This window comes from Bradyrhizobium sp. AUGA SZCCT0105 (assembly GCF_018129565.1).
Classification (GTDB): domain Bacteria; phylum Pseudomonadota; class Alphaproteobacteria; order Rhizobiales; family Xanthobacteraceae; genus Bradyrhizobium.
In genome coordinates this window covers 26,341-52,643 of sequence record NZ_JAFCMK010000009.1, presented here as the reverse complement: position 1 = coordinate 52,643, position 26,303 = coordinate 26,341, and the positions used below count along the sequence as shown (strand labels likewise).

The following is a 26,303-nucleotide window of genomic DNA, read 5'->3' as shown; positions in this document are numbered from 1 at the left end:
ACGTTAAGCGACGCTGGCGAACAGCGCCGGATCGAAGCGGCCCTCATACTCGAAATCGGCGGTGCCGGTCATCAGCACGTGATCGTCGCGCTCGCGCCACTCGATGCCGAGCTTGCCGCCCGGCAGCGTGATCTCGACAGTCCGGTTGGCACGCTTCAGCCGCGCCGCGGCAACCGCGGTCGCGCAGGCCGCCGAACCGCAGGCCCTGGTGAGACCGGCGCCACGCTCCCAGGTGCGGATCGTGATGTGGTCGCGATCGACGATATGGGCGAGCGTGATGTTGGCGCGCTCCGGGAAGATCGGATGGTTTTCCAGCAGCGGCCCGAAACGTTCGAGGTCGTAGGCATTGACGTCGTCGACCCAGAAGACGGCGTGCGGATTGCCCATCGAGACCACCGACGGCGAATGCAGCACCGGATTGTCGATCGGCCCGACCTGCAACTCGATGTAGCGGGTGTCGCGAAATTCCTCAGCCAGCGGAATATCCTGCCAGCCGAACTTCGGCGCGCCCATGTCGACGGTGTAGAGATCGGGCGCCGGCCCCTGCCAGCAATTGAGCAGGCCGGCGCGGGTCTGGAACGTCGCGGATGTCTGGCCGGTCTTCTCGAAGATGCGCCGCACCACGCAGCGCATGCCGTTGCCGCAGGCCCCGGCCTCCGAGCCGTCATTGTTGTAGATCGAGATGAACGCTTCGGTGCCGTCGAGCCGCGGCGGCTGCAGCACCATCAGCTGGTCATAGGGCACGCCACCGGCCGCCGATGCCACGGCGCGCGCTTCCGCCGCCGACACCTGTGCTTTGGAATCGCGCAGGTCGACGACGACGATCTCGTTGCCGATGCCGTTCATCTTGGCGAATGCGTGATTGGCGAGCGCGCTCATCGATTTTCCTAAATTCTGCCCGGTTATATGGCGAGTGGTGGCTGATTGGCCAGTCAGAATGGCCCTATGACACATCTGTCATGGGACGAATGCAGAACTCGCGTGTTAGGAATATCGCACCTCAAGGACCGCGCGCGCCGGGACAGATCGAGCGGCCGTTTGAGGAAGGGGATGGAGAAATACCGAATGAACCGTATCAACACGCTCCGCGCGGCCCTGCTCGCGCTGCTCCCTTTGGCCGCGATCACCCTGGCAAGCCCGGCGCCTGCCCAGTCGCCGTCAGCCTCGCCCGCTCCGGCGGCAAGCCCGAGCCCAACGCCCGCGCCTGCGCCATCGGCAACGCCGGTGCCCCCGCCAGCCGAGACCAAGTCGCCGGCCGACAGCCCGGCCGCATCGCAGACCCCGGCACCGCCGCCGGCCGCCCCGGTGCAGACCGCCGACCCGTTCGGCGAGCCGTTCACGCTGGAACCGAAGAAGGTCGTGATGCTGAAGGGCACGGCCAATTGGGATTCGGCCTTCGACGCGCTGATCGAGGCGTTCAAGCAGCTCACCGCGCTGCTCGACAAGGACGGCGTCAAGGCATCGGGCAATCCGATGATCGTCTACACCTCGACCGACGACACCGGCTTCACCTTCATCGCCGAAATCCCGGTCGACCAGGACGTCAAGAACCTCGGCAAGAACATGAGCATGGGCAATTCGCCCGACGGCAAGGCGCTGAAATTCGTCCATCGCGGGTCCTACGACAACATGGACAACACCTATGAGGCGATCACCAATCACCTCGACGACAAGAAGCTCGAAGCCAAGGACACCTTTATCGAGGAATACATCACCGATCCGCTGAAGACCGCCGAAGACAAGCTTGTGATCAACGTCTACGTACCCCTGAAGTGAGCCAGATGACCTATCGCCTCCCCGTCGGCCTCCCCCTGGGCCTCCCCATCGCTGCCACCCTCATCGCGACCACGCTGCTGGCTGCGCCCGCACTCGCCGACAGCGACTTTCCGCCGGCGATCTCGGTCACCGGCGAGGCGACCGTGTCGGCGGCGCCCGACGAGGCGCAGCTCGACGCCGGCGTCACGACCGACGGCAAGACCGCACGCGAGGCCACCGACGCCAACAATACGACGATGGGCAAGGTGCTGGCCGCGCTGAAGGGCGCCGGCATCGCGGAGAAGGACTATCAGACCTCGCGGCTGTCGCTGCAGCCGCAATTCGCCAACCGTCCGCCGTCGTCGCCGAACGCCCCGCCCAGCATCGTCGGCTATCACGCGAGCAATCGCGTCACGATCAAGCTGCACGATGTGAGCAAGGTCGCTGGTGTCATCGATGTGCTGGTGGGCGCCGGTGCCAATGATATCGGCGGGCTCAATTTCTCGGTGTCGCAGGCCTCGAAGCTGCTCGATGACGCCCGCGAGCGGGCGATTGCCGACGCCCGGCGCAAGGCGGAGATCTACGCCAAGGCCGCCGGCGTCACGCTCGGCGCGCCCGTGAACATCGCGGAAGTCGGCTCGGCGCCGGTCCCGATGTTCCGCGCCAAGATGGCCACGGCAGGCTTCGCCGCACCGACGCCGGTCGCGCAAGGCGAGGAAACGCTGACGGTCAATGTCAGCGTCTCCTGGGCGATCAAGGAGAAGTAGCGATTGTCGTCCCGGCGCAGACCGGGACCCATAACCACCGAGTTTGGTGGTGAACGGGATCGTGGCCCCAGCGTCGCGCAACAATCAATATTTGGGGTAATGGGTCCCGGCCTTCGCCGGGACGACAACTCATCTCCAACACTTTTTAAATCTCGAACACCTGTCCCGGCTTCAACGCCACAAATTTCTCGCGCGGCACTCTCGCCGCATCGAGCGCGTCACCGAGTGCGGTCGCCGGCGCATCGATCGCCTCGTCGGTCAGCTGGAACGTGCCGTGGTGATGCGCCAGGGCCTGGGCGGCGCCGCAATCGGCCAGCGCCTTCACGGCGTCCTCGGGGTTCATGTGCTGGTCTTGCATGAGCCAGCGCGGCTCATAGGCGCCGATCGGCAGGATCGCGAGCCGCAGCGGGCCATGCACCTCGGCAACCCGGCGGAAATGCCGGCCGTCGCCGTAGCCGGAATCGCAGACGATGTAGAGCTTGCCGGCCGGCGTCTCTAACACGAAGCTCGCCCACAGCGCCTTGTTGCGGTCGAACAGGCCGCGCGCCGACCAGTGCCGCGTCGGCACCAGCGTCACGGCAAGGCCGCCGCCGAGCTCGACGCGCTGATGCCAGTCGAACGCCTCGGCCTTGATCGCGGCATCGGAGGCGCGCATCGTGACGTCGTTGCCGAGCGGCGTGATCACGCGCGGCGCAAATGCCGCCGTCAGCCTCGACAGCGTCGCGACATCGAGATGATCGTAATGGCCGTGCGACACCAGCACGACGTCGATGTCAGGCAGCTTTTCGAAAGTGACACCGGGATCATTGTGTCGCTTGGGTCCCGCGAAGCTGAACGGCGAGGCGCGCATCGACCACACCGGATCGACCAGGATGTTGAGGCCGCCGGCCTGGATCAGCCAGCTGGCGTGGCCGACAAAGCAGAGCCGCACCTTGTCGCCGTCGACGCGGGCTGGCGGCGTATCGGCATAGGGGCTCGGCGCCCATTCCGGCCAGACCGCGCGCTGCCGCCTGTCCCCGAACTGCCAGCGCAGCAACTCGCCGAGCGATTTCGGCGGCGCGCCGTCCGGATCGAAGAAGTGCAGGCCGTCGAAGTGATCGGAGACGGGGCCTTCATAGGTTTTCATCAGGGACATCCAGATCGAGGGCACGCCGATCGCGGCAGCGGCTCCGGTCAAGGTTGCGAGAAGGCGGCGGCGGGTGATGGGCTCGCGGGTTCCCAAACAGGAGGCTGGCTCCGCTTATATGGGCGGTGACGACGAATTCGGAACCAACACGGCAAATTGACGCAATTTCAATGGTTTAGGATCTAAGCCGAGCGAATTGCGGCGAAACTTTCCTTGACTTTGCCGCCCCGGCAGCGTTTAACGCCGCGACTTTCTCGGAAAGATCCGTCTTTTCGACCCGCCGACTGGTCCTTGAGGCCAGAGGCCAACGCCCGACAGCGCGATGCGCCCTCGGGCGCGAAAGTGTTTGGACCATCGTCTCGGGCACGCCGTCTTGGCACGGTGCAGAGGCAGACTATCTGGTCATCACCCGCGAAAGCGGGTGATCCAGTATCCCAGAGCCAGCTCGGATTGAACCGGGAGGCCGCGGCGAACTGGATACCTCGCTTTCGCGGGGCATGACGAGAAGCGAGTGAAGCGCGCTTACGGGCGCAACGAAGGACAACGGCATTGTTCGACAATCTGTCGGAACGGCTTGGTGGCATTCTCGATCGTCTGACGGGGCGCGGTGCGCTGACCGAAAAGGACGTCGATGCCGCGATGCGCGAGGTGCGCCGCGCGCTGCTCGAAGCCGACGTCGCGCTCGAGGTCGTCCGCAGCTTCATCGACCGGGTCCGCGAGCAGGCGATCGGCGCCACCGTCGTCAAGTCGGTGACCCCGGGCCAGATGGTGGTGAAGATCGTCCATGACGAGCTGGTCGCCACGCTCGGCTCCGACGGCCAGACCATCGATATCAACTCCGTGCCGCCGGTGCCGATCATGATGGTCGGCCTGCAAGGCTCCGGCAAGACCACCACCACCGCCAAGCTCGCGCGCCGCATGGTCCAGCGCGACAAGCGCAAGGTGCTGATGGCCTCGCTCGACGTCTACCGCCCGGCGGCGATGGAGCAGCTCGCGGTGCTCGGCCGCGACCTCGACATTCCGACACTGCCGATCGTCGCCGGCCAGATGCCGCCGCAGATCGCACGGCGCGCGTTAGAGGCCGGCAAGCTGGGCGGCTATGACGTCGTGCTGCTCGACACCGCCGGCCGCACCACGCTCGACGAAGACATGATGAAGGAGGCGGCCGAGATCAAAGCCGCCGCCAATCCGCATGAAGTGCTGCTGGTCGCGGACTCTCTCACCGGCCAGGACGCGGTCAACCTCGCACGCGCGTTCGACGAGCGCGTCGGCCTCACCGGCATCGTGCTGACGCGCGTCGACGGCGATGGCCGCGGCGGCGCCGCGCTGTCGATGCGCGCGGTCACCGGCAAGCCGATCAAGCTGCTCGGTACCGGTGAAAAGACCGACGCGCTGGAAGACTTCCATCCGAACCGCATCGCCGGCCGCATCCTCGGCATGGGCGACGTCGTCTCGCTGGTCGAGAAGGCCGCGGCGAACATCGACGCCGAGAAGGCCGCGCGCACCGCCGAGCGGATGCGCAAGGGTCAGTTCGACCTCAACGACATGCGCGAACAGCTGCAGCAGATGGCGAATATGGGCGGCATCGGCGGCCTGATGGGCATGATGCCCGGCATCGCCAAGATGAAGAACCAGATCGCGGCGGCCGGCATCGACGACAAGATCATCAAGCGCCAAGTCGCGGTGATCGACTCGATGACGCGGCAGGAGCGCAAGAATCCGGACATCCTGAAGGCGAGCCGCAAGAAGCGCATCGCGGCAGGCGCCGGCCAGAGCGTCGAGCAGGTCAACAAGCTCTTGAAGATGCACCGGAACATGGCCGACATGATGAAGGCCATGGGAAGCGGCAAGCGCGGCCCGCTCGCTGGCATCGCGCAGGCGATGGGCTTTGGCGGCGGCATGAAACCGCCCTCGGCCGAGGAGATGAAGGCGCTCGCCGAGAAGATGCAGGGCGGCGCCGGCGGCGGTCTGCCGAGCCTGCCGAAGGATTTGCCCGTTGGCCTGCGCGGCGGCCTGCCGAATGTGCCGGGCCTGACCGGCCTTTCCGGCAAGCCGATGCTGCCGGGCCTCGGCGGCTTCCCGGGCAAGAAGAAATGAGGAATTCGTCGCGACGGCTCGCATGCAGCCGGCGCGACGCGGAATGCCAATCAATCGAACACATCGACCTTTGAAGGAGAACTAAATGTCCGTTGTTATCCGCCTCGCTCGCGCGGGCACCAAGAAGCGTCCGGTCTATCACGTCGTCGTCGCCGACTCGCGCTTCCCGCGCGATGGCCGCTTCATCGAGCGTCTCGGCCACTTCAATCCGCTGCTGCCGAAGGACAACGAGGCCCGCCTGAAGCTCGACATGGACAAGGTGAAGGCCTGGCTCGCCAAGGGCGCGCAGCCGTCGGATCGTGTGACCCGCTTCCTCGACGCCGCCGGCGTCGTCAAGCGCGCCGCGCGCAACAACCCGGAAAAGGCCGTGCCGCGCAAGGAGCGCAAGGCGCAGGCCGAAGCCGCCGCCAAGGCTTAAGCTGAACGGCGACCACGGTGACTGCACCGGTCTGTGTCGCCCGTATCGGCGCTGCGCATGGTGTGCGCGGCGCCGTCCGGCTATGGACCTTCACCGAAGATCCGCTGGCCGTGAAGGACTACGGCCCGCTGATGACCAAGGACGGCACGCGCCAGTTCGAGGTCACGCATGCGCGCGAGGCCAAGGACCATCTGGTGGTGACGCTGAAGGGCGTCGCCAGCCGCGATGACGCCGAACGACTCAACGGGCTCGAGCTCTACGTTCCGCGCGACCGGCTGCCGGAAACCGACGACGGCGAATATTACCACACCGACCTGATCGGGCTCGCCGCGGTGACGACGACAGGGCAGCCGCTCGGCAAGGTGATCGCGATCCATAATTTCGGCGCCGGCGACATCATCGAGATCGCCCCGCCGCAGGGCGCGACGATGCTGCTCCCTTTCACCAATGCCGTGGTGCCGACAGTCGATCTCGCTGGCGGCCGCGTCGTGATCGAGCTGCCGCAGGAAATCGACGGCGACGATCCGTCGGTAGCTTGATCAAAACATTTTCCCTCAGCCCGTCATCCGGCCCTGCTGCTCGAGCCAGTCGCAGAACACCGCGCTGTGCGGATCGTTGCTGCGACCTGCCGGAAAATACGCGAAGTAACTTCGCGCCGGCAGGCTAACGTTCGGAAAAGGCGTCACCAGACGCCCGACCGCGAGATCGTCCGAGATCAGCGCGGTCGGACCCATCGCAACGCCGAGGCCATCGAGCGCAGCCTGGATGGTCAGATAGAAATGATCGAAGGTCAGCGAAGCTGCCGGCTCCAGCGCGGAGTGCCCGGCCTCGGTCAGCCAGTCGCGCCAAAGCCTCGGCATCGACGTGACGTGCAGCAGCGTGTGCCTGGAGAGATTCGCAATCTCATGCAGCGGCAGTCGTTCGAGCAGCGACGGACTGCACACCGGCAATCTCCGCTCCGACACCAGGAAGCGCGACGAGAAGCCATGAAACGTATCCGGACCACCGCGGATCACGACGTCGAATGATTCCGGCAACGCGTCCACCGGATCGTTCGACGTGCTCAAGCGCACCTCGATGTCCGGATGCTCGGCGCGAAACCGGCTCATCCGCGGCAGTAGCCAGCGCAGGCTGAAGGTCGCGAGCGCATTGACCCGCAACACCGCCACCGCGGCATCGCCGCGCCGCTCGCGGTGCTGTTGCACGGCGGCCGAGATCCGGTCGAGCGCCGGAGCGAATTCCGCAAGCAGCGCCGCGCCCGCCGGCGTCAGCACCACGCGCCGCACCGATCGCCGGAACAGCGCCGGCGCGCCGAGCCATTCCTCGAGCAGCCGGATCTGCTGGCTGACGGCGCCATGGGTCACGCTGAGCTCGGCGGCGGCTTCCTTGAAGCTGCCGAGCCGCGCGGCGGCCTCGAAGGCGCGAACCGCATTGAGCGGCGGCAGGCTGCGGCGGGGGACGAACATGATGCCTCAATACCAGATTTTCTAACGCATGATCCGATTATTACTGATTTGTGACAGCACCGGTTCGAGCGCATATTGCGCAGCAAGCCACTTACTTATCTTCACTTTTTGAAAGTCTCGTCCGATGCACCGTCGCCCTATCTATAGATTTTCTTGCTCGGGATGGCGCCGATGAGCGTGTCCACGGAAGCCGGCACATCCCGTCCCGCCCAGACCCAGGCAACGCGCACACTCACGGTGACCGGGCTCAACCACGCCCTCCATGACGGCTACACCGACCTGATCTACGTGCTGCTGCCGGTCTGGCAGGCGGAGTTCGCGCTGAGCTACGGGCTGCTGGCGCTGCTGCGCGGGCTCTATGCCGGCGCCATGGCCGGGCTGCAGATTCCGGTCGGACGCATCGCGGAGCGGATCGACGGCAAGATCATCCTGATCGCGGGCACGGCGCTGTCGGCGCTCGGCTATGTGTTCGCCGGATTGTCCGGCGGCGTCATCGGACTTGGCCTGGCGCTCGCGCTCTCCGGCGCCGGTTCGAGCACGCAGCATCCGATCGCATCATCAGCGGTGTCGCGCGCCTATGGCGCGGCGGCGCGCGGCCCGCTCGGCATCTACAATTTCTCCGGCGATCTCGGCAAGGCGGCTATCCCGGCCCTGACCTCGATCCTGCTCGTGATCATGTCGTGGCGGCACACGCTGCTCGTGCTCGCGCTTGCAGGCCTGCTCGTCGCGATCTGCATCGCGCTCTGGATGCCGTCGGTCGGCAAGGGTGCCGAGCACAAGATGGCCGCCGCGGCGCGCCGTGACGGTGCCGGCGGCGGCTTCCACTGGCTGCTTGCGATCGGAATCCTCGACACCGCGGTCAGGATGGGCTTTCTCACCTTCCTGCCGTTCCTGCTGCGCGACAAGGGCGCCTCGCTGCCGACCAATGGCCTCGCGCTGGCGCTGGTCTTCATCGGCGGCGCCGCCGGGAAATTCACCTGCGGCTGGCTCGGCGAACGGGTCGGCACGCTGCGCACCGTGCTGATCACCGAAGGCGGCACGGCGGCGCTGATCGTGGCGGTGCTCGCATTGCCGCTGGCGCCGGCCATCGTGCTGCTGCCGCTGCTCGGCGTGATGCTCAACGGCACCTCCTCGGTGCTCTATGGCACGGTGCCCGAACTGACGCCCGCGCATCAGACCGAGCGCGCGTTCGCACTATTCTACACGGGGACGATCGGATCGGGCGCGATCGCGCCTGTTATCTACGGCCTGCTTGGCGACGCGCTTGGTCCGACGCTTGCGACTGCGGCGACCGCGCTCACCGCACTGGCGATCTGTCCCCTCGCCGTCGCGCTCGCGCGGCATCTCGCCGACGATCGACCGAAGACGTGAAGTCCGTAACCCGGATGGAGCCAACGGGTCGCGCGAATGCGCGCCCGATGACAGGCTCCGCGAAATCCGGGGCCACTCCTCATTGCTTGCGCAATTCCCGGATTGCGCTTTGCTCCATCCGGGCTACTTAAGCGATAGTGTCACGGAGCATCCCAATGACAAGCACGCACAAGGCTTGGCGGCTGCACGCCCACAATGATCTTCGCTTCGAGGATGTCGCAACGCCCGGGCCCGCGCCCGATGGCGTCGTGGTCCGGATCGAGGCCGGCATGGTGCTGTCCTATACCAACAAGCTGCTCTCCGGCGCGCTGCCATACAGCTTGCCGCCGATGCCGTTCGTGCCGGGCACCAACGCGATCGCGCACGTCGTCGCCACGGGCGAGAACGTCACGCATGTCCGAAGTGGCGACCGCGTGTTCCTCAGCCCGCATCTGCGCGGCGACGTGCCGGATCGCGATCCGCCGCAGATCCTGATCGGCCTCACCGCCACGGTGACGACGCCGGAGGCGCTCGCACTGCAGGCGCGCTGGCGCGACGGCGTGTTTGCGGAGATCGCGCATTGGCCTGCCGCTTGCGTCACGCCACTTGCCAATCTCGACGACAAGCCGGCGACCGAGCTGATCGGGCTGGCAAAACTGATCGTGCCGTTTGGCGGATTGCAGCGCAGCGGCCTGCGCGGCGGACAGACCATCATCGTCAACGGCGCGACCGGCTATTTCGGCTCGGGCGGCGTGATGCTCGCGGTCGCGATGGGCGCGGGCCGCGTCGTCGCGGTCGGACGCAAGCAGGCCGCGCTTGAGCAATTGCGCGATGCATTCGGCCCGCGCGTCATTCCCGCCGTCGTCACCGGCGATGCCGCCGCCGATCTTTCGATCATCCGCCGCGCCGCCGGCGGCAGCGCCGATGTCGCGCTCGACCTGCTCGGCGCCGCCAAGAGCACCTCGACCACGCTGTCCGCCCTGCGCGCGCTCAAGCGTGGCGGCCGGATGGTGCTGATGGGCAGCGCCGAGGCGCCGCTCGAGCTCTCGTTCCGCGAGATGCTGGCCAACGACTGGGAGGTGGTCGGGCAGTTCATGTACGATAGGACCGCGCCGGGCCAACTCGCCGGCCTCGCCGCCGAAGGCTTGCTGGACCTGCGCAAGATCAACGTCGCGACCTTCAAGCTTGCCGACTTCCGCCGTGCCGTGGACGCGGCCGCGATGATGCAGAGCCTCGACCTCACGGCCGTGGTGCCGTAACCAGAGGCCATGACGACACCGCAAGAGCCCCCATGGCGCGCCACCGTGCTGACCCTGTTCCCGGACATGTTTCCGGGACCGCTCGGCGTGAGCCTGGCCGGCAAGGCGCTGGCCACGGGTCTCTGGGCGCTGGAGGCGCGCGACATCAGGGCATCGGCGACCGACAAGCACCGCAGCGTCGACGACACGCCGGCCGGCGGCGGCCCGGGCATGGTGCTGCGGGCCGACGTGCTGGCAGCGGCGATCGATGCCGCCGGCGTCGCGGCTGACCGCCCGCGCCTCTTGATGAGCCCGCGGGGTCGGCCGTTGACCCAAAGCCACGTCGCCGGGCTGGCGGCCGGGCCCGGCCCCCTGATCGTTTGCGGCCGCTTCGAGGGCATCGACCAGCGGGTGATTGAGGCGCGCCGGCTCGAGGAGGTCTCGATCGGCGATTATGTGCTGTCTGGCGGCGAAATCGCCGCGATGGCGCTGATCGACGCCTGCGTTCGCCTGTTGCCGGGGGTGATGGGGAAGCTGGCCTCGGGAACCGAGGAGAGCTTCTCCGAAGGACTACTCGAATACCCCCAATACACCCGTCCGCAGGAGTTCGAGGGTCGCCAAATCCCGGAAATCCTGATTTCCGGCGATCACGCCAGGGTCGCGGCCTGGCGGCTGGCCCAGTCCGAGGCCCTGACGGCGGCCCGGCGGCCCGATCTCTGGGCCCGGAAGGCCAGCCAAAAAGCGGCCCGGCGAGGGACAAAAAACACGACAGACGGGTGACAAACCCTGCGCTTTGCCTTATAGGCACGGCCTAATCCGCACACGCGCAGGATAGATGGACGTTTGCGCAGCCCGCACAGGCTGGGCGCGCCGCCGATGGAGATTTCGATGAACCTGATTCAGCAGCTCGAAAAAGAGCAGTTCGACAAGCTCGCCGCCACCAAGACCATTCCGGAATTCGGCCCGGGCGATACCGTCATCGTCAACGTGAAGGTCGTCGAAGGCGAGCGTACCCGCGTGCAGGCCTATGAAGGCGTCTGCATCGGCCGTTCCGGCCACGGCCTCAACGAGAGCTTCACCGTGCGCAAGATTTCGTATGGCGAGGGCGTCGAGCGCGTTTTCCCGGTGATGTCGCCGATGATCGACTCGATCAAGGTCGTGCGTCGCGGCAAGGTGCGTCGCGCGAAGCTCTATTACCTGCGCAGCCTGCGCGGCAAGTCGGCCCGCATCGTCGAGAAGCAGGACCGTCAGACCGCCGTCGGCGAGTAACGTTCCCCTTCGAGCGAAGTGGGGACCGGTTCGCGTCAAGAAAACGCGTCAAACGACAACCGGATGTGACCAAAAGCGTGGGGCCTGCTCCGCGCTTTTTTGTTGCGGCATACCTATCTGGTGGACAGGCCCGCGCATCGATCGATTGTCGCGGGCGCAAGCCCTGTGTTAGAAATTTAGAATGGTTCCGGATCAAGCAAGTCAGACCTGCCAGCGCGTCGTGATCGACGATCGCTCGCGGCTGCCCGGCCGCTTCTTCGGACGCTTTGCGACGTCGGCAACGTCTGAGCTTACGCGCGCAGCGTAACGCTGCCTGGACGCTGTCGCCTGCTCGCGCGCCGAGACGCGCTTAACGCCATTCACCACTGAATTTCTTCTGGAGCTGAAGCTCATGTCCAAACCGACCACGCTGTACGACAAGATCTGGAACGACCATCTGGTCCACGAGGCCGAGGACGGCACCTGCCTGCTCTATATCGATCGCCATCTGGTGCACGAGGTGACCTCGCCGCAGGCGTTCGAAGGCCTGCGCGCTGCCGGCCGCAAGGTGCACGCGCCGGAGAAGACGCTCGCCGTCGTCGACCACAACATCCCGACCACCGACCGCTCGAAGCCGAACCCCGACCCGGAAAGCATCGAGCAAATGCGGGTGATGGCGGAGAACGCCAAGGAATTCGGCATCGAGTATTACAACGAGTTCGACAAGCGTCAGGGCATCGTCCACGTCATCGGCCCGGAGCAGGGCTTTACGCTGCCCGGCACCACCATCGTCTGCGGTGACAGCCACACCTCGACGCATGGCGCGTTCGGCGCGCTCGCGCACGGCATCGGCACCTCCGAGGTCGAGCACGTGCTGGCGACACAGACGCTGATCCAGAAGAAGGCCAAGAACATGCGCGCGATCGTCGACGGCAAATTGCCTGAAGGCGTGACCGGCAAGGACATCATCCTGGCGATCATCGGCGAGATCGGCACCGCCGGCGGCACCGGCTATGTGCTGGAATATGCCGGCGAGGCAATCCGTGCGCTTTCGATGGAAGGCCGCATGACGGTTTGCAACATGTCGATCGAAGGCGGCGCGCGCGCCGGCCTGGTTGCGCCCGACCAGAAGGCGTTCGACTTCCTGCGCGATCGCCCGAAGGCGCCGAAGGGCGCCGCCTGGGATGCCGCGATGCGCTACTGGGAGACGCTGCGCTCGGACGAGGGCGCGCATTTCGACCACGAGCTGCGGCTGGACGCCGCAAAACTGCCGCCGATCGTCACCTGGGGCACCAGCCCTGAGGACGTGATCTCGGTGACCGGCTTCGTGCCCGATCCCGACAAGATCGCGGATGAGGCGAAGCGGCTCTCCAAGCACCGCGCGCTGAAATATATGGGCCTGACCGCCGGCACCAAGATCACCGACATCAAGCTCGACCGCGTCTTCATCGGCTCCTGCACCAACGGCCGCATCGAGGACCTGCGCGCCGCCGCGAAGATCGCCGAGGGCAAGACCGTCAACGCCAACGTCAACGCGATGATCGTGCCGGGCTCGGGCATCGTGAAAGAGCAGGCGGAGGCCGAAGGCCTCGACAAGATCTTCCTCAAGGCCGGCTTCGAATGGCGCGAGCCGGGTTGCTCGATGTGCCTGGCGATGAACCCGGACAAGCTGAAGCCGGAAGAGCGCTGCGCCTCGACCTCGAACCGCAACTTCGAGGGCCGCCAGGGCTTCAAGGGCCGCACCCATCTGGTGTCGCCCGCGATGGCCGCGGCCGCCGCGATCGCCGGCCACTTCGTCGACGTCCGCGACTGGCGGTAAGGTGAGCGCGGTTTTCGCCTCAAGCTCGAGCCGTTTCGGAAACGGCTCGTTAACGGGGCGCACGCACACTGGCTCCTTGCGAACACAAGCTTCGTGGGGAGCCGGACGTGGCCGACAAGAGCGAATTCGTCGACATGATCAGCGAGGCGACGCGGCAGAAGCGCCGCCGCGCCGCACCGCGCATCATCGATCCGCTTCCCGAGGTGAAGGAAACCTCGCGCCTCAGCCACTGGCCGCCGGAGCGCTGGACGCAATGGCGGATGGAAAACCTGACGCCGTGGAAGATAAAGTCCTGGAAGCTTAAGAACTGGGACTAGCGCGCGCTCCAGCGAGCGTGACCTGAAAAAACGGGCGCCGCTTGGCGCCCGCTGTCGTTTCAGCCCTTACCAATAGACCCCGTACGGCCGCCAGTAATGGCGGCGATGCCAATACGGCCGGCAGATCCGGCGCGACCCGTCATAGGTCCAGACCACCCGGCAGCGGCGGTGATGGTAGTAGGCCGGGTAATAGTAGGACGATCCGTAGAAGTAGCGCCGGTGATGGAAGTGCCGGCGGGAGCCGTAGCGATAACCGCCGCCATAGAAGCGGTGGTACCCGCCGTGGTGGCGATGGTAGCCGCCATAGCGATAGCCGCCGTGGAACGCCGGCGCGGCACGGAAGCCGCCACCATGGAAGCCGCGGAAGCCCGCCGCCGTGAAATCCACCGCCGTGGCCGCCGCCACCGCCGTGCCGAACCTGGGTCGTCATGGCATCGGCCGCGGACTTTGCCGCAGGCACGGTGCCCGGACTCGCGAGCGACAGCGCTTCGGCGCGTTGCTGCGAAGCGATCGACAATGCGAAGACCGCGGCCGCGGCAACACCAAGGCGGCGCAGCGGTCCACGCCGCAAAGAGCTCTCCCTCATCTCGGAACCTACCTGACAACAGCGCTGAGAACCGCGCTGCATGGCAGCCGGTCTCATTGCGTTCATCGCAGTCGCTCCCGGCAGGACGCTAGAAAGCCCTGAGTGAATGCGCCATGAACGCGCGAAACCGTGCGACGAAAAGTCCGAGCGGGAATGTCGGCGACGATCGCAGTGCGGCCAGCTGCATCACCAGAACGGGCCGAACCCGAAGCCAAAGGTGAACGGCGCCGGCACCGCATATGGGTACGGCCGATAGTAGTAAGGCCGTCCGTAATAATAGGAGCCGTACGGCCGGTAATAGGAATAGGGCTGGTAGTCCGGCCGGTAATAAGGCCGGTAGCCTTGGTGATAGTAGCCTTGGTGATAATGGTGACGATGGTAATGGCGATGATGGCGCTGCGCGCTGAAGTCGGTCGCCTGGCCCGCCGGCCGCTGCTGTGCCGCGGCCCGCGGCGTGGCTGATGCCGCGGCGGTTGCCGATGCCGGCGCCGTCAATGCGAACGCACAAGCGACCGCGGCAACACCGATCCATCTCATCATGATCAACTCCTGCAGATTGCGATTGATCTCATCTCGCGCGCGCGAATCTGCCGGTTTGATGGCTGAGAACGACAACAGGCCCGCTGCTCACGGGCCTGTGTCTCAACTGCGCTGATCCGTCGCGCGATCAGCGGCGCCAGTGGCGACGATGACCCCAGCCACGGTGATGTCCGCGACCCCAGCCACGATGCCAGCCATGACCATGACCATAGCGGACCTGCGTGGTCGTCTGGTTCGCATGGTCCTGAACCGTTGCGGCGGTGCCCGGAGTCGCAAGCGACATCGCGTTCGCGCGCTCCGTTGGGGCCGCCAAAACCAGCACGGCACCGACGGCCGCAAGCCCCAGAACCTTCATCACCTTCATGCGTTTTCTCCTTGATCCCTTGATGTCACGTCTTGCAACGACGACTCGAGCTTCTTGCCTTGACGCGTTTTCTTCGCGCGAAGAACTTCGCTGGAAAACGCTCTGGCATTCGAATCGACCCCCGTTGCCGCGACGCAGATCGCAGGCAGAATGCAGGCGACGTGAATGGGATGTGAATGACTGCGCCACGATGGTGAATGCCGCTGGCGCACGCAGGTTCCAACGCAGCCGCTGGAATTTTCGTGTCTGTGCGTAAAACCGGCATAGACAATGGTCGTATCTTGTGAGGAGCCTCTCGCAGGAGATCGCCGATGACACAACAAGGCCCGCGCAGATGGCTGGCGCTCGGCACGGCAGCGCTCGCTGGTTCCATGATTTCAGTTGATGTCGCGCTCGCCTCGCAAGGACCGGGCGGCGGCATGGGAACGGCGAGCCAGCTCACGCAAATGCTGATGGCGCTCGCGGTCTATGGAACGGTGGGAGTGGTCGTCGCGGCCGGACTGATCGGCGCAGCGCGCCGACATTTGCACTAGCTTCCGCGTCGCGCGAAGCCGCTCTAGCCCGGCCGCCAGAAGCAGTTCATGCGCGGCGTGATCACGGTGCCGCTCGGTCGGTGCTCTTGCACATAGGTCGCGGTGCAATCGCGCACGGCGTTCGGACCGGGATTGTAGCGCGGGATGACATCCGGTTCCCAATGATCGGGCCGCGACCGGTAGATCGGCACCCGCCTGAGCCGGCGGTGCTCGACGACCCGCTCGCGCACGGCCGGCGCCGTCTCACCGATGCGCGCTTCGGCCGCCGCGCTCTGTGCCCGCGCCTCTCCCACCGGAAGCGAAAGCCCGACTGCTACCGCCAACAGCGTTGCCGCCACGATCCGTTTCATCACGCCACCCAAGCCCCGTTCTTGAGCCTCAATCTTGGGCCGCACGGTCTCCCATTGCACCGCCAAGGTCAACTGCGCTGGCGCCGGCTGAGCCACTCGCGCTAAAGGAGTGTCATGTGGACCACAGCAAAAGCCCCCTCGCTCGCCGAGATGGAGGCCATGGCGCACGAGGTTTTCGAGCGCCTGCCGGAGGCGTTCCGGGCCCTCTGCGAGGGCGTGATCATCCGTGTCGACGACTTCCCGACCGACGAGGTGCTCGACGAGATGCAGGCCGAGAGCGAGTTCGACCTGCTCGGCCTGTTTCACGGCGTCGGCCTGCCGCAGCAGAGCCATGGCGACGTGGCCCGCCTGCCCAACCTGGTCTGGCTCTACCGGCGGCCGATCCTGGATTACTGGGCCGAGCACGACGAGACCCTCGGCCACATCGTCCGCCACGTGCTGATCCATGAGATTGGGCACCATTTCGGCCTCTCCGACACCGATATGGAGGCGATTGAGGCCGATGCGGGATAAAGCGTTTTCGAGCGAAAGCCTGTCCCGGACTTGATCCGGGATGGACCCCGGTTCGCGTCAAGAAAACGCGTCAAAACAAGGAAGCTGGAGCCCCCGTTGCCGATCCAATCGGAACGGGGGCTCCAGCTTTGCAGAAATGGCCCTTTTACCGCTGTCACATTCGCGATAAACATCCGGCCCCTATCCCCTATTTTTGCCCGGGAAGAGCACCGATGGACAAGTTCACCACGCTGGAAGGCGTCGCGGCACCGCTGAAGATCATCAATGTCGACACCGACATGATCATTCCGAAGCAGTACCTCAAGACCATCAAGCGCACCGGCCTTGGCAAGGGGCTTTTCTCCGAGCAGCGCTACAAGGATGACGGTAGCGAGAACCCCGATTTCGTCCTCAACCAGTCCGCCTATCGCAACGCGAAGGTGCTGGTCGCCGGCGACAATTTCGGCTGCGGCTCGAGCCGCGAGCACGCGCCCTGGGCGCTGCTCGACTTCGGCATCCGCTGCGTGATCTCGACCTCGTTCGGCGACATCTTCTACAATAACTGTTTCAAGAACGGCATCCTGCCGATCCGCGTGTCGCAGGAGGACCTCGACAAGCTGTTCGACGATGCCGAGCGCGGCGCCAATGCGACGCTGACCATCGATCTCCCCAACCAGGAGATCCGCGGCCCCGACGGCGGCACGGTGAAGTTCGAGATCGATGCGTTCCGCAAGCACTGCCTGATCAACGGCCTCGACGACATCGGCCTGACGATGGAGAAGAAGTCGTCGATCGACACCTACGAGGCCAAGCTCAAGGAGCGCGCCTGGGCTTGAGGCGCAGCCTGTCATCGCGCCCCGGTGCCTTCAGGCGCCGGGGCTTTTCTTTGCGAGATCGTCTTCTCACGAACCTGCTGATGGCTGACGCCCATGCTGCCTGACATCGTCACCTTCTGGCACGGCTCGATGGACGGGCTGCGCCGGACCTGTCTGCGCTCGCAAGTGGCGGCCGGGCACAAGGTCACCGTCTACAGTTTCGATCCAATTCCCGGCCTGCCGGATGGCATCGGCAATGCCGAGGCCGAAGCGGTGCTGCCGCATGCATTCTCGGAGAGGCTGCGCCCGGCCGAGCGCGACGGGTCCTGGCGCGACTGGACCATCCTGCAATTCAGCGACTTCTTCCGCATGCGGCTGATGACACAGCGCGCCGGGCTCTGGCTCGACGCCGATGTGCTGCTCTTGAAGCCGGTCGAGATCGATCCGGCAAAGCCGTATTTTGCCTGGGAACGGCCGCGGCAGCTCGGCAACTCCGTGCTGTACCTGCCGCACAATGATCCGATCGTGCGCGCATTCGAAGCGCTGATGCAGCAGGACGAACTGACGCCGGACTGGCTGGCGCTGCGTCACCGCCTGACCTTTGCGATGCGCAAGCTGCGCGGCAAATCCAATCGCCTGTCCGACATCCGCATCGCGATCTACGGCCCCGCAGCGCTCACCGCGCTCGCGCGCCGCGAAGGCGAGTTGCAGCACGCGCTGCCGAAGCGCTCGTTCTACGCGGTACACGCCGAGCCGGGTCTGTTCTTCGAGCCGTCGGATTTTTCGAGCTACCTGAACGATCCCGAAATTGTCGGCCTTCACATTTCTCCGAAGGGACGCGGCAAGGAGGCGCCGATCCCGGGCAGCCTCTACGCGTGGGCGACGGAGCGCTTTGGCCAGGCCTGAGCCGATTTGATCTGCCGCAAGGTTGGATTGCGCAGAAGGCGTCATATGGGTAGCCATTCCAGGAGGCGCCCATGAGCACCGAAACCCACTACCCTGTCGTCGAGTACCTGGTCGATGTGTTCGGCAACTGGCTGAAGCATCGGCGGGACCTTGATGAACTGCGCGAACTGGACGACGCAAGTTTCAGCCAGATCGCGGGCGACCTGCGGGTCAGCCCCGACGACCTCGCCGCGTTGGTGCGCCAGGGACCGCACAGTGCCGACGAGTTACCCAAGCTGCTCAAGGCACTCGGGATCGATCAGGAGAAGCTGGCGCGCACCGAGCCCCTGGTGTTGCGCGACATGGAGCGGGTCTGCAGCTTGTGCGATCACAAGCGGCAGTGCGACCATAACCTTGCCGCCGGCACCTCCGGCACGCGCTATCAGCAATACTGCCATAACGCTCCGACGATCGAAGCGCTGGGCGAGACAGCACGCCGCTAGCCACGGCGCAGGGGTCATGAGGGTGCATCGATGCTGAATCCGCACGCCGTCTGGCGTCCTGCACTGCCGATCTTCGTGGTCGTGATGGCCGCGCTGTTGCTGCTGCGCCTGCATCAGGCCAACGGTGCGGGGCAGCCCTCGGAGAGCATCGCTGCCGGACATCGGTTGGCTGAAGCCTGGTGCATGGAATGCCACGTCATCGGCGCCATCGCCCGGGGCGCGAAGAAAGCCCCGCCGGACTTCGCCGCCGTCGCAAACCGGCCCTCGACCACCATGCTCTCGCTGAAGGTGTTCCTGAAGACCAGTCATCCAACGATGCCGAACATCATCATCGGACCAGGCGAGGCCGATGATCTCGCGAACTACATCATGAGCCTGAAGCGCGAATAGAGCGCAAACACCAGGTCGATGGTCGTCACTGCCCCATCGTCGCGATCGCATCGGCGATCGCGATCGTGCGTCTGGCCATCTCGGCATGCAGGCGCTCCACCATGCGGCCGTCGAGCTGGATCGCGCCGCGCGAGGCGTTCTCCGGCTGCTCGAAGGCGGCGATGATCCTGCGGGCCTCGGTGACCTCGGCCTCGGGCGGCGTGAAGATCGCGTTGCAGGCGTCGATGTGGCTCGGATGGATCAGCGTCTTGCCGTCGAAGCCGAGATCGCGGCCCTGCGCGCATTCCTCCGCGAAGCCGTCGATATTGCTGATGTCGCCGTAGGGTCCGTCGAGGATCTCGAGCCCGTGCGCGCGGGTCGCCAGGATGCAATGCGTGATCATCGGGATCATCGCCGCGCGGCCCGGCTTCATCCGGATCCGGGTTTCGCGCGCAATGTCGTTCGGCCCGAACACGAAGCCGGCGAGCCGGACTTCGGAGTCCTTCGATGCCGCGGCGAGCTTGTCGGCGTCGAGCACGGCACGTGCGGTCTCGATCATCGCCCAGACCCGGATCGAGGCCGGGGCATTGATGTCGCTGAGCCGATCGGCGACCGCGTTGAGATCGTCGACGGTGGAAATCTTCGGAACCAGGATCCCGTCCGGCTGCGCCTTGCCGGCCATGCCGATGTCGTCGACCCACCACGGGCTGTCGAGCGCGTTGATGCGGATCAGGACCTCGCGCTTGCCGAAGCCCTTCGCGGCGACCGCCTTGGCGATCTGCTCGCGCGCTGTGGCCTTGGCGTCGGGGGCAACGGAATCCTCGAGGTCGAGGATGATGCCGTCCGCCGCCAGCGTGCGGGCCTTCTCCAGCGCCCGCGCATTCGATCCCGGCATGAACAACAGGCTGCGGCGCGGACGGGTCATCGGCATTCTCCTGGGGGCTCGGGCTCCGCCACTGTCCATTGTTTGGGCATTGGGCGGAACCATCTTTCAACGCTGCCGTATCATCTCAGGATGCACGCCGAAAGTCTTGTTCCCGTCACCGGCATGTGGTTAGCCAGAGGCCATGAAATTCTTTCCGAAGCAGTTGATCGACGGCTACCTGACCTTCGCGACCCAGCGGTTGCCGACTGAACAGTCGCGATACCGGGACCTGTCCGAGCGCGGCCAGTTTCCCGAGACCATGGTGATCGGCTGCTGCGATTCTCGCGTCTCGCCGGAAGTGATCTTTGACGCCGGCCCCGGCGAGTTGTTCGTGGTCCGCAACATCGCCAATTTGGTTCCGGTCTATCAGCCCGACAGCAACGCCCACGGCGTCTCGGCCGCGCTGGAATATGCCGTGACCGTGCTGAAGGTGAAGAACATCGTGGTGCTGGGCCATGCCCAGTGCGGCGGCATCCGCGCCTTCGTCGACAAGATCAAGCCGCTCACGCCCGGCGACTTCATCGGCAAATGGATGCAGATGTTCATCAAGCCCGGCGAGATCGTCGAGCAGCGCGACCATGAAAGCATGCAGGACTTCGTCACCCGCATCGAGAAGGCCGCGGTGTTCCGCTCGCTGGAGAACCTGATGACGTTCCCGTTCGTGCGCGAGCGCGTCGAGAGCGGCGAGATGCAATTGCACGGCGCCTATTTCGGCGTCGCCGAGGGCTCGCTGTTCGTGCTCGACCGGGTCGCGAAGGAATTCATCAGCGTCGCCGATGCCATGAAGGCCGGCGCGTAGCCGCTCGGCTACTCATCACCGTGATAGCCGCCCCAGCGATCCGAGAGTGCCAGCAACAGCGCTGAGATCACGAACACGAGATGCACGGCGACGAGCCAGGTCATCCGCGTCGCGTCGAACGCGGCATCGATGTTCAGGAACGCTTCCAGCACGTGGATCGCGGAGATCGCGACGATCGACGCCAGCAGCTTCTGCTTCAGCCCGGCAAAATCGATCTTGGTGATCCAGATCGGCCAGTTCGGGTTGCCCGACGTGTCGATGCGCGAGACGAAGTTCTCGTAGCCCGAAAAGACCACGATCAGAATGAGGTTGGCGACCAGCGTGACGTCGATCAGCGCCAGCGCGTCGAGGATGACTTCCGTCGATTTGTAGCCGGACGCATGCAGGACGAACTCCCAGAGCATGCGCCCGAATTTCAGCAGCAGCACGGCAAGCGCCACCACCAGGCCGACATAGAACGGCGCCATCAGCCAGCGGCTGTTGAACAGCACATATTCGAAGCCGCGCATGATGCGCGGCGTCGGGGGGCTCGATGGGGTGGGAGCCAGCTGTTCCGACATGGTTGCGCCCCCCCGTTGGTCCCGCCTTTAGGCCGCTTTCTTCTTCGCGGTGATCAGCTTGCGGTTGATCAGGACTTCCGCGATCTGGATCGCGTTCAGCGCGGCACCCTTGCGCAGATTGTCCGACACGCACCAGAACGACAGGCCGTTCTCAACGGTCGCATCCTCGCGGATGCGGCTGATATAGGTCGCGTCCTCGCCGGCCGCCTCATAGGGCGTGACATAGCCGCCCGGCTCGTGCTTGTCGATCACGAGGCAACCCGGCGCATTGCGCAGGATGTTGCGCGCCTCGTCCGCCGTGATCGGGTTGGCGAACTCGACGTTCACGGCCTCGGAGTGGCTGACGAAGACCGGCACGCGCACGCAGGTCGCGGTCAGCTTGATCTTGGGATCAAGGATCTTCTTGGTCTCCGCCATCATCTTCCACTCTTCCTTGGTGTAGCCGTCTTCCATGAAGACGTCGATCTGCGGAATGATGTTGAAGGCGATGCGCTTCGGAAACTTCTTATTGATCAGCTCGTCATTGGTGTAGACGGCCTTGGTCTGCGAGAACAGCTCGTCCATCGCATCCTTGCCGGCGCCCGACACCGATTGATAGGTCGCGACCACGACGCGCGTGATCGTCGCCTTGTCGTGCAGCGGCTTCAGCGCCACGACGAGCTGCGCGGTCGAGCAGTTCGGGTTGGCGATGATGTTCTTCTTGGTGAAGCCGGCGGCCGCATCCGCGTTCACCTCCGGCACGATCAGCGGCACGTCGGGGTCCATGCGCCAGGCCGAGGAATTGTCGATCACGACCGCGCCGGCGGCGCCGATCCTGGGCGACCATTCCTTGGAGACCGAACCGCCGGCCGACATCAGGCATATGTCGACATCGGAGAAGTCATAGTGCTCGAGCGCCTTCACCTTGAGTGTGCGGTCGCCATAGGAGACCTCGACGCCGACGCTGCGGCGCGAGGCCAGCACGACGACCTCGTCGGCGGGGAATTTGCGCTCGTCGAGAATGTTGAGCATTTCGCGCCCGACATTGCCGGTCGCTCCGACCACCGCGACTTTGTAACCCATCGTTCACTCTCCGACGAAAAATGCCCGTTCCCCCGCAAGCTGCGGAAAGGGAAGAGGCAGCGCTTCTATGCGAGAAACCCCGTCAAGACAACGTTGCGTAGCTTTTGAGCGTTTTGATGCGTTTATTTCGGGCCGATCCGGCCGCGCCCCATCATACGAGAATTCCGTCAGCGCTGACGAGCTTCGTCGACGAGGTGTACGCCACGCTCTCCCGGCTGTTCGCCTATGTCGCCGTGCTCGCGCTGTTCGCCGCCCTCGGCACCTATCTATGGAAGCAACTGCCGGAAGCAACCGCGATGGCAGCACCTCCTGCCGCAGGCTGGGGCCTGGCCGTCCGCTCGGCACCGGCCTTCGCCATCAGCAAGCTCGATCCGCGAGATAAAACAGAGACTTATGAAATCCTTCGGCATCCCGAGGGCGGTCGCAAGGACGTCTTCCGTTGGACCGATGCCAATGGCGCGCCGGCAGCCGAGCTGGAAATCTACCGCCCCGGCGGCGAGGCGATGGGACCCGCGGTCACGGAGATCGCCGGGCGGCTCGACCCCGGCGGTATCCGCGAGCTCGAGGCCGCCGGCATCGTCGACAGCAAGTTCGGCGGCGTCACCCTGCTGCGTCGGGCGCGGCAGGACGGCAGCGGTGCCTGCCTCGGCTTCCTCAAACAGGCCGACGCGCCCGATCTGCGCATCTCGGGCTGGACCTGCCAGGGCGCCAGCCTGCCGGCCCAGCGCGCCGCGATCATTTGCATGCTGAACCGGCTGACCCTGCTGGCCGCGGGTAACGACCCGCGGCTCGCCGCGCTGTTCGCGCATGCCGAGCTGCGGCGCACCGACTGCGTTACCTCCGGCCCGCCCGCTTTGTCGGCCGACTGGGTGATGGGCAGCGAGAACCCGCTTCTGCGCGGCGCCCTTTGATGGCGAGACCGTGGCAAGGCACTGGTTTTCATGAAACTTTTGCGCTTGGACACGCATTATCTCTGATGGTGTGGCGCAATTGACCTAGTGACGGCCCGGCCACCATGGCTACAATGTGTTCCGAGTGATTTTGGCGGACGCGCCAGCCCCGATAGGGGGCCGTAATGACGAGGATGCGATGACCTTGAAATTCCCTGCCGCGAACAAGCTCGTGGTGTTGCTTGCCGCGGCTGCCGTCACCGCAACCGCGTTTGGCATGACCGCGGCCAGCGCGCAGCAGAGCCCGAGCAAGCGCAAGCAGCAAGAGCAGTATGACCGCGACGGCCGCCGCTACTACGGCGCGCAGGGTCCGAACCGGGTCTATCAGCAGGGTCCGCGCACCCGCGTTTACGTCACCACGCGGTCATGGCTCGACGCCGGCACCGAAGTGCTACCGGGCGACCGCAAGTTCAACGACTATGCGTATCCGCCGGATGTCGGCTACCCGTCGTTCGCACGCGAGAACAACAACCGTCCGATCGACCGCCAGCCGCTCAGCCCGCCGGCCGACCTCGGCGGCTATCCGCGGAATTTCCCGCTGTACTGAGAATTTCGGCTGATAGCCGATATGAAAATGCCCGGCTCCGGCCGGGCATTTTTTGTTTTGGGCTTCGTCATTCCGGGGCGATGCGCAGCATCGAACCCGGAATCTCGAGATTCCGGGTCTGGTGCTAACGCACCATCCCGGAATGACCGCATAACCCTTACGCGTGCAGCTTCTGCAATTCCTTCAGGATCGCCTCGCCCATCTGCGCCGTGCTGACGGACGTGGTGCCAGCCGATTTGATGTCGGCGGTGCGCAGCCCACTGGCAAGCACCGCGGCGATCGCGGCATCGACCTTGTCGGCGAGATCGCCCATGCCGAAGGAATAGCGCAGCGCCATGCCGAACGAGGCGATCATCGCGATCGGATTGGCGAGGCCCTTGCCGGCAATATCGGGCGCCGAGCCGTGCACCGGCTCATACAATGCCTTGCGCTCCTTGGTCTTGGCGTCCTCCTTGCCGAGCGAAGCCGACGGCAGCAGGCCGAGCGAGCCCGTGAGCATCGCCGCGATGTCGGACAGCATGTCGCCGAACAGATTGTCGGTCACGATGACGTCGAACTGCTTCGGCGTCTTGACGAGGTTCATGCCGCCGGAATCCGCGAGCTGATGCTCCAGCGTGACGTCCTTGTATTCGCGCGCATGCACCTGGGTCATGACTTCGTTCCAGAGCACACCCGACTTCATGACGTTGCGCTTTTCCATCGAGGTCACCTTGTGCTTGCGCTTGCGCGCCAGATCGAAGGCAACGCGGCCGATGCGCTCGATCTCGAAAGTGTCGTAGACTTGGGTGTCGATCGCGCGCTTCTGGCCGTTGCCGAGATCGGTGATGGTCTTCGGCTCGCCAAAATAAACGCCGCCGGTGAGCTCGCGCACGATCATGATGTCGAGGCCCTCGACCACCTCGCGCTTCAGGCTCGAGGCATCCGCCAGCGCCGGATAACACACCGCCGGACGCAGATTGGCGAACAGGCCGAGATCCTTGCGCAGCCGCAGCAGGCCGGCCTCCGGGCGCACTTCGTAGGGCACGCTGTCCCACTTCGGACCGCCGACCGCGCCGAAGATCACGGCATCGGCCGCATTGGCCTTGGCCATGTCGCCCTCGGAGATCGACACCTTGTGCGTGTCATAGGCCGAGCCGCCGACCAGGCCCTGCTCGGTCTCGAACTTCGCGATGCCCTGTGCGTTCAGCCAGTCGATCACGCGCTGCACCTCGGCCATCACTTCGGGGCCGATGCCGTCGCCGGGGAGAAGCAGCAGTTTATGGGTCGCCATGGTCTATCACCTTGTCCAACTCGTCATGCCCGGCCTTGTGCCGGGCATCCACGTCTTTCCAGCCTCAAGCTGGCAAGGCGTGGATGGCCGGGACAAGCCCGGCCATGACGACCAATTTGTTGCGGGCGGAGTGCTAAAACGCCCCGGGCGGATTGGCAAGGCACCCCGGACAGGGCCAAAATGGCCCGCCAAGAGCCAACCGCGCCCCAAAAGAAGCCAACAAGACGGACCTCATGACCGCAGCCATTATCTACGCCTTCGCCTCGGCCATTTTCCTCGGCGCGGGCGTCGTGCTGGCGCAGCTTGGCCTGCGCACGGTCGAGCCGCTGTCGGGCGCCGCGATCAGCGTGCCGTCCTTTACCCTGCTGTTCCTGGTGCTGTCGCCGCTGATCCTGCATGGCGAGCCGGTGGTCTGGCGCGGCCTGCCGATCTTCATGGCGATCGGCCTGTTCTTCCCGGCCTCGCTGACGCTCTTGACCTTCGCCTCGAACCGGGCGCTCGGACCAGTGATCACCTCGACATTGGGCAATCTGGCGCCGCTGTTTGCGGTCACCGCCGCCGTGGTGCTGCTGCATGAGCCGCTCGAGCCGCAACAGCTGATCGGCCTCGTGGTCGCGGTGGCCGGGGCTGCGATCATTACCGTGACCCGGCCCCGCGACCTCGGTCATTGGCGGAGCTGGGCCCTGCTGCTGCCGCTCGCAAGCGCGCTGGTGCGCGGCATCGTGCCGCCGATCGCCAAGCTCGGGCTGGCGATCTGGCCGAGCCCGCTGTGGGCCTGCCTGATCGGTTACATCATGTCGTCAATCGTGGTGCTGACGGTCCAGCGCGTCCGCAAGGGCAGCTTCATGGTGCACGCGCCGCGTGACGGCCGGTTCTGGTTTGCATTGACCGGGATCAGCAACGGGCTCAGTGCGCTCAGCCTGTTCGCCGCGGTCCGCAACGGCCCGATCACATTGGTGGCGCCGCTCGCTGCAATCTACCCGCTGGTGACCGTGGCGCTGAGCGCTGTCATGCTCAAGCATGTCGAGATCACCGCGCGGATCGTCGCCGGAACCCTGCTGACCGTCGCCGGCGTCGCGCTGGTCCTGATCGCCTGATTGCCCGATACGCAAGACAGTGTTGCTGCCCGTGGCGCTGGGCAGGACCGGCGCG

General features: G+C 65.4%; 33 protein-coding genes. 21 read left to right on the top strand and 12 right to left on the bottom strand.

The features are described from left to right. Positions 1-3 precede the first annotated feature (3 nt). Complete coding sequence (gene dapF / locus JQ573_RS32980) at positions 4-879, bottom strand: diaminopimelate epimerase (protein ID WP_212318884.1); 876 nt, start codon at positions 877-879, stop codon at positions 4-6. A 186-nt stretch (positions 880-1,065) separates the two neighbouring features. Between dapF and JQ573_RS32975 the strand changes: the two genes are divergently transcribed. Together JQ573_RS32975 and JQ573_RS32970 are read left to right on the top strand one after the other, a co-directional pair. Further along, positions 1,066-1,776 carry a GyrI-like domain-containing protein gene (locus JQ573_RS32975; RefSeq protein ID WP_212318882.1) on the top strand — a complete coding sequence of 237 codons (711 nt, stop codon included), beginning with the start codon at positions 1,066-1,068 and terminating at the stop codon, positions 1,774-1,776. 5 nt (positions 1,777-1,781) lie between these two features. Continuing rightward, complete coding sequence (locus tag JQ573_RS32970; RefSeq protein WP_212318880.1) at positions 1,782-2,522, top strand: SIMPL domain-containing protein; 741 nt, start codon at positions 1,782-1,784, stop codon at positions 2,520-2,522. Positions 2,523-2,667: 145 nt separating this feature from the next. Here JQ573_RS32970 and JQ573_RS32965 read toward each other — a convergent pair whose 3' ends face one another. Beyond that, positions 2,668-3,648, bottom strand: a complete 981-nt coding sequence (locus JQ573_RS32965) for an MBL fold metallo-hydrolase (RefSeq protein WP_249132612.1) — start codon at positions 3,646-3,648, stop codon at positions 2,668-2,670. Positions 3,649-4,197: 549 nt separating this feature from the next. On the opposite strand from JQ573_RS32965, the gene ffh reads away from it, so the two are divergent. The 3 genes from ffh to rimM all read left to right on the top strand — a co-directional run bounded on the left by ffh (position 4,198) and on the right by rimM (position 6,702). Beyond that, positions 4,198-5,745, top strand: a complete 1,548-nt coding sequence (ffh, locus tag JQ573_RS32960; protein WP_212318876.1) for a signal recognition particle protein — start codon at positions 4,198-4,200, stop codon at positions 5,743-5,745. An 85-nt stretch (positions 5,746-5,830) separates the two neighbouring features. Beyond that, positions 5,831-6,163, top strand: coding sequence for a 30S ribosomal protein S16 (rpsP, locus tag JQ573_RS32955; RefSeq protein ID WP_050402543.1), 333 nt, complete (start codon positions 5,831-5,833; stop codon positions 6,161-6,163). Between the two features lie 17 nt (positions 6,164-6,180). Further along, positions 6,181-6,702, top strand: a complete 522-nt coding sequence (gene rimM / locus JQ573_RS32950) for a ribosome maturation factor RimM (protein ID WP_212318874.1) — start codon at positions 6,181-6,183, stop codon at positions 6,700-6,702. A gap of 15 nt (positions 6,703-6,717) precedes the next feature. Here the strand turns inward: rimM and gcvA are convergent, their stop codons facing one another. Continuing rightward, a complete protein-coding gene (gene gcvA, locus JQ573_RS32945) occupies positions 6,718-7,629 on the bottom strand; it encodes a transcriptional regulator GcvA (RefSeq protein WP_212318872.1) in 912 nt (303 codons plus the stop codon). A gap of 171 nt (positions 7,630-7,800) precedes the next feature. On the opposite strand from gcvA, the gene JQ573_RS32940 reads away from it, so the two are divergent. The 4 genes from JQ573_RS32940 (at position 7,801) to rplS (ending at position 11,486) form a co-directional block, all read left to right on the top strand. Then, positions 7,801-9,000, top strand: a complete 1,200-nt coding sequence (locus JQ573_RS32940) for an MFS transporter (RefSeq protein WP_212318870.1) — start codon at positions 7,801-7,803, stop codon at positions 8,998-9,000. Between the two features lie 155 nt (positions 9,001-9,155). Beyond that, the gene (locus tag JQ573_RS32935) at positions 9,156-10,238 is read left to right on the top strand and encodes a zinc-binding alcohol dehydrogenase family protein (protein WP_212318868.1); all 1,083 of its coding nucleotides are present in this window, start codon (positions 9,156-9,158) and stop codon (positions 10,236-10,238) included. A 9-nt stretch (positions 10,239-10,247) separates the two neighbouring features. Then, the gene (gene trmD, locus JQ573_RS32930; RefSeq protein WP_212318866.1) at positions 10,248-10,997 is read left to right on the top strand and encodes a tRNA (guanosine(37)-N1)-methyltransferase TrmD; all 750 of its coding nucleotides are present in this window, start codon (positions 10,248-10,250) and stop codon (positions 10,995-10,997) included. A gap of 108 nt (positions 10,998-11,105) precedes the next feature. Continuing rightward, positions 11,106-11,486: a 50S ribosomal protein L19 gene (gene rplS, locus JQ573_RS32925; RefSeq protein ID WP_092126446.1), complete on the top strand. Its 381-nt coding sequence runs from the start codon at positions 11,106-11,108 to the stop codon at positions 11,484-11,486. Between the two features lie 201 nt (positions 11,487-11,687). On the opposite strand, the gene JQ573_RS32920 is transcribed toward rplS, so the two are convergent. Next, positions 11,688-11,852, bottom strand: coding sequence for a hypothetical protein (locus JQ573_RS32920; RefSeq protein WP_212318864.1), 165 nt, complete (start codon positions 11,850-11,852; stop codon positions 11,688-11,690). Between the two features lie 25 nt (positions 11,853-11,877). Between JQ573_RS32920 and leuC the strand changes: the two genes are divergently transcribed. Together leuC and JQ573_RS32910 are read left to right on the top strand one after the other, a co-directional pair. Further along, complete coding sequence (leuC, locus tag JQ573_RS32915) at positions 11,878-13,284, top strand: 3-isopropylmalate dehydratase large subunit (protein ID WP_212318862.1); 1,407 nt, start codon at positions 11,878-11,880, stop codon at positions 13,282-13,284. Between the two features lie 107 nt (positions 13,285-13,391). Continuing rightward, the gene (locus JQ573_RS32910) at positions 13,392-13,601 is read left to right on the top strand and encodes a hypothetical protein (protein ID WP_092121493.1); all 210 of its coding nucleotides are present in this window, start codon (positions 13,392-13,394) and stop codon (positions 13,599-13,601) included. Positions 13,602-13,667: 66 nt separating this feature from the next. Here JQ573_RS32910 and JQ573_RS32905 read toward each other — a convergent pair whose 3' ends face one another. The 3 genes from JQ573_RS32905 to JQ573_RS32895 all read right to left on the bottom strand — a co-directional run bounded on the left by JQ573_RS32905 (position 13,668) and on the right by JQ573_RS32895 (position 15,091). Beyond that, positions 13,668-14,006: a hypothetical protein gene (locus JQ573_RS32905; RefSeq protein ID WP_409334713.1), complete on the bottom strand. Its 339-nt coding sequence runs from the start codon at positions 14,004-14,006 to the stop codon at positions 13,668-13,670. Between the two features lie 367 nt (positions 14,007-14,373). Further along, on the bottom strand, positions 14,374-14,727 hold the full coding sequence (locus JQ573_RS32900) for a hypothetical protein (protein WP_212319050.1): 354 nt from the start codon (positions 14,725-14,727) through the stop codon (positions 14,374-14,376). A 127-nt stretch (positions 14,728-14,854) separates the two neighbouring features. Then, the gene (locus JQ573_RS32895; RefSeq protein WP_212318860.1) at positions 14,855-15,091 is read right to left on the bottom strand and encodes a hypothetical protein; all 237 of its coding nucleotides are present in this window, start codon (positions 15,089-15,091) and stop codon (positions 14,855-14,857) included. 311 nt (positions 15,092-15,402) lie between these two features. Between JQ573_RS32895 and JQ573_RS32890 the strand changes: the two genes are divergently transcribed. Beyond that, entirely contained in the window at positions 15,403-15,624 is a 222-nt protein-coding gene (locus JQ573_RS32890; RefSeq protein ID WP_249132611.1) for a hypothetical protein, read from the top strand. Between the two features lie 23 nt (positions 15,625-15,647). Here the strand turns inward: JQ573_RS32890 and JQ573_RS32885 are convergent, their stop codons facing one another. Further along, positions 15,648-15,974 (bottom strand): hypothetical protein, encoded by a 327-nt coding sequence (locus JQ573_RS32885; RefSeq protein ID WP_212318858.1) that lies wholly within the window; start codon positions 15,972-15,974, stop codon positions 15,648-15,650. A 114-nt stretch (positions 15,975-16,088) separates the two neighbouring features. Here JQ573_RS32885 and JQ573_RS32880 point away from each other — a divergent pair, with 114 nt between their 5' ends. The 5 genes from JQ573_RS32880 (at position 16,089) to JQ573_RS32860 (ending at position 19,059) form a co-directional block, all read left to right on the top strand. Beyond that, the gene (locus JQ573_RS32880; protein WP_212318856.1) at positions 16,089-16,487 is read left to right on the top strand and encodes a metallopeptidase family protein; all 399 of its coding nucleotides are present in this window, start codon (positions 16,089-16,091) and stop codon (positions 16,485-16,487) included. Between the two features lie 212 nt (positions 16,488-16,699). Continuing rightward, positions 16,700-17,302, top strand: a complete 603-nt coding sequence (gene leuD / locus JQ573_RS32875; protein WP_092121464.1) for a 3-isopropylmalate dehydratase small subunit — start codon at positions 16,700-16,702, stop codon at positions 17,300-17,302. Positions 17,303-17,395: 93 nt separating this feature from the next. Then, a complete protein-coding gene (locus JQ573_RS32870; protein ID WP_212318854.1) occupies positions 17,396-18,187 on the top strand; it encodes a hypothetical protein in 792 nt (263 codons plus the stop codon). A 71-nt stretch (positions 18,188-18,258) separates the two neighbouring features. Continuing rightward, on the top strand, positions 18,259-18,669 hold the full coding sequence (locus JQ573_RS32865; protein WP_212318852.1) for a DUF6455 family protein: 411 nt from the start codon (positions 18,259-18,261) through the stop codon (positions 18,667-18,669). A gap of 30 nt (positions 18,670-18,699) precedes the next feature. Continuing rightward, entirely contained in the window at positions 18,700-19,059 is a 360-nt protein-coding gene (locus JQ573_RS32860; RefSeq protein ID WP_212318849.1) for a cytochrome c, read from the top strand. A 25-nt stretch (positions 19,060-19,084) separates the two neighbouring features. Here JQ573_RS32860 and JQ573_RS32855 read toward each other — a convergent pair whose 3' ends face one another. Continuing rightward, entirely contained in the window at positions 19,085-19,963 is an 879-nt protein-coding gene (locus JQ573_RS32855) for a CoA ester lyase (protein ID WP_212318847.1), read from the bottom strand. Between the two features lie 142 nt (positions 19,964-20,105). Between JQ573_RS32855 and JQ573_RS32850 the strand changes: the two genes are divergently transcribed. Further along, positions 20,106-20,762, top strand: a complete 657-nt coding sequence (locus JQ573_RS32850; protein ID WP_212318845.1) for a carbonic anhydrase — start codon at positions 20,106-20,108, stop codon at positions 20,760-20,762. A gap of 8 nt (positions 20,763-20,770) precedes the next feature. Here JQ573_RS32850 and JQ573_RS32845 read toward each other — a convergent pair whose 3' ends face one another. Further along, positions 20,771-21,322: a TIGR00645 family protein gene (locus tag JQ573_RS32845; protein ID WP_212318843.1), complete on the bottom strand. Its 552-nt coding sequence runs from the start codon at positions 21,320-21,322 to the stop codon at positions 20,771-20,773. A 27-nt stretch (positions 21,323-21,349) separates the two neighbouring features. Beyond that, on the bottom strand, positions 21,350-22,384 hold the full coding sequence (locus JQ573_RS32840; RefSeq protein ID WP_092121443.1) for an aspartate-semialdehyde dehydrogenase: 1,035 nt from the start codon (positions 22,382-22,384) through the stop codon (positions 21,350-21,352). Between the two features lie 116 nt (positions 22,385-22,500). On the opposite strand from JQ573_RS32840, the gene JQ573_RS32835 reads away from it, so the two are divergent. Both JQ573_RS32835 and JQ573_RS32830 read left to right on the top strand, forming a co-directional pair. Next, positions 22,501-23,295: a hypothetical protein gene (locus JQ573_RS32835; RefSeq protein ID WP_212318842.1), complete on the top strand. Its 795-nt coding sequence runs from the start codon at positions 22,501-22,503 to the stop codon at positions 23,293-23,295. A gap of 178 nt (positions 23,296-23,473) precedes the next feature. Continuing rightward, positions 23,474-23,881, top strand: coding sequence for a hypothetical protein (locus tag JQ573_RS32830; RefSeq protein WP_106326721.1), 408 nt, complete (start codon positions 23,474-23,476; stop codon positions 23,879-23,881). 157 nt (positions 23,882-24,038) lie between these two features. On the opposite strand, the gene leuB is transcribed toward JQ573_RS32830, so the two are convergent. Continuing rightward, positions 24,039-25,151, bottom strand: coding sequence for a 3-isopropylmalate dehydrogenase (leuB, locus tag JQ573_RS32825; protein ID WP_212318840.1), 1,113 nt, complete (start codon positions 25,149-25,151; stop codon positions 24,039-24,041). A gap of 233 nt (positions 25,152-25,384) precedes the next feature. Here leuB and JQ573_RS32820 point away from each other — a divergent pair, with 233 nt between their 5' ends. After that, complete coding sequence (locus tag JQ573_RS32820) at positions 25,385-26,248, top strand: EamA family transporter (protein WP_212318838.1); 864 nt, start codon at positions 25,385-25,387, stop codon at positions 26,246-26,248. Positions 26,249-26,303 lie beyond the last annotated feature (55 nt).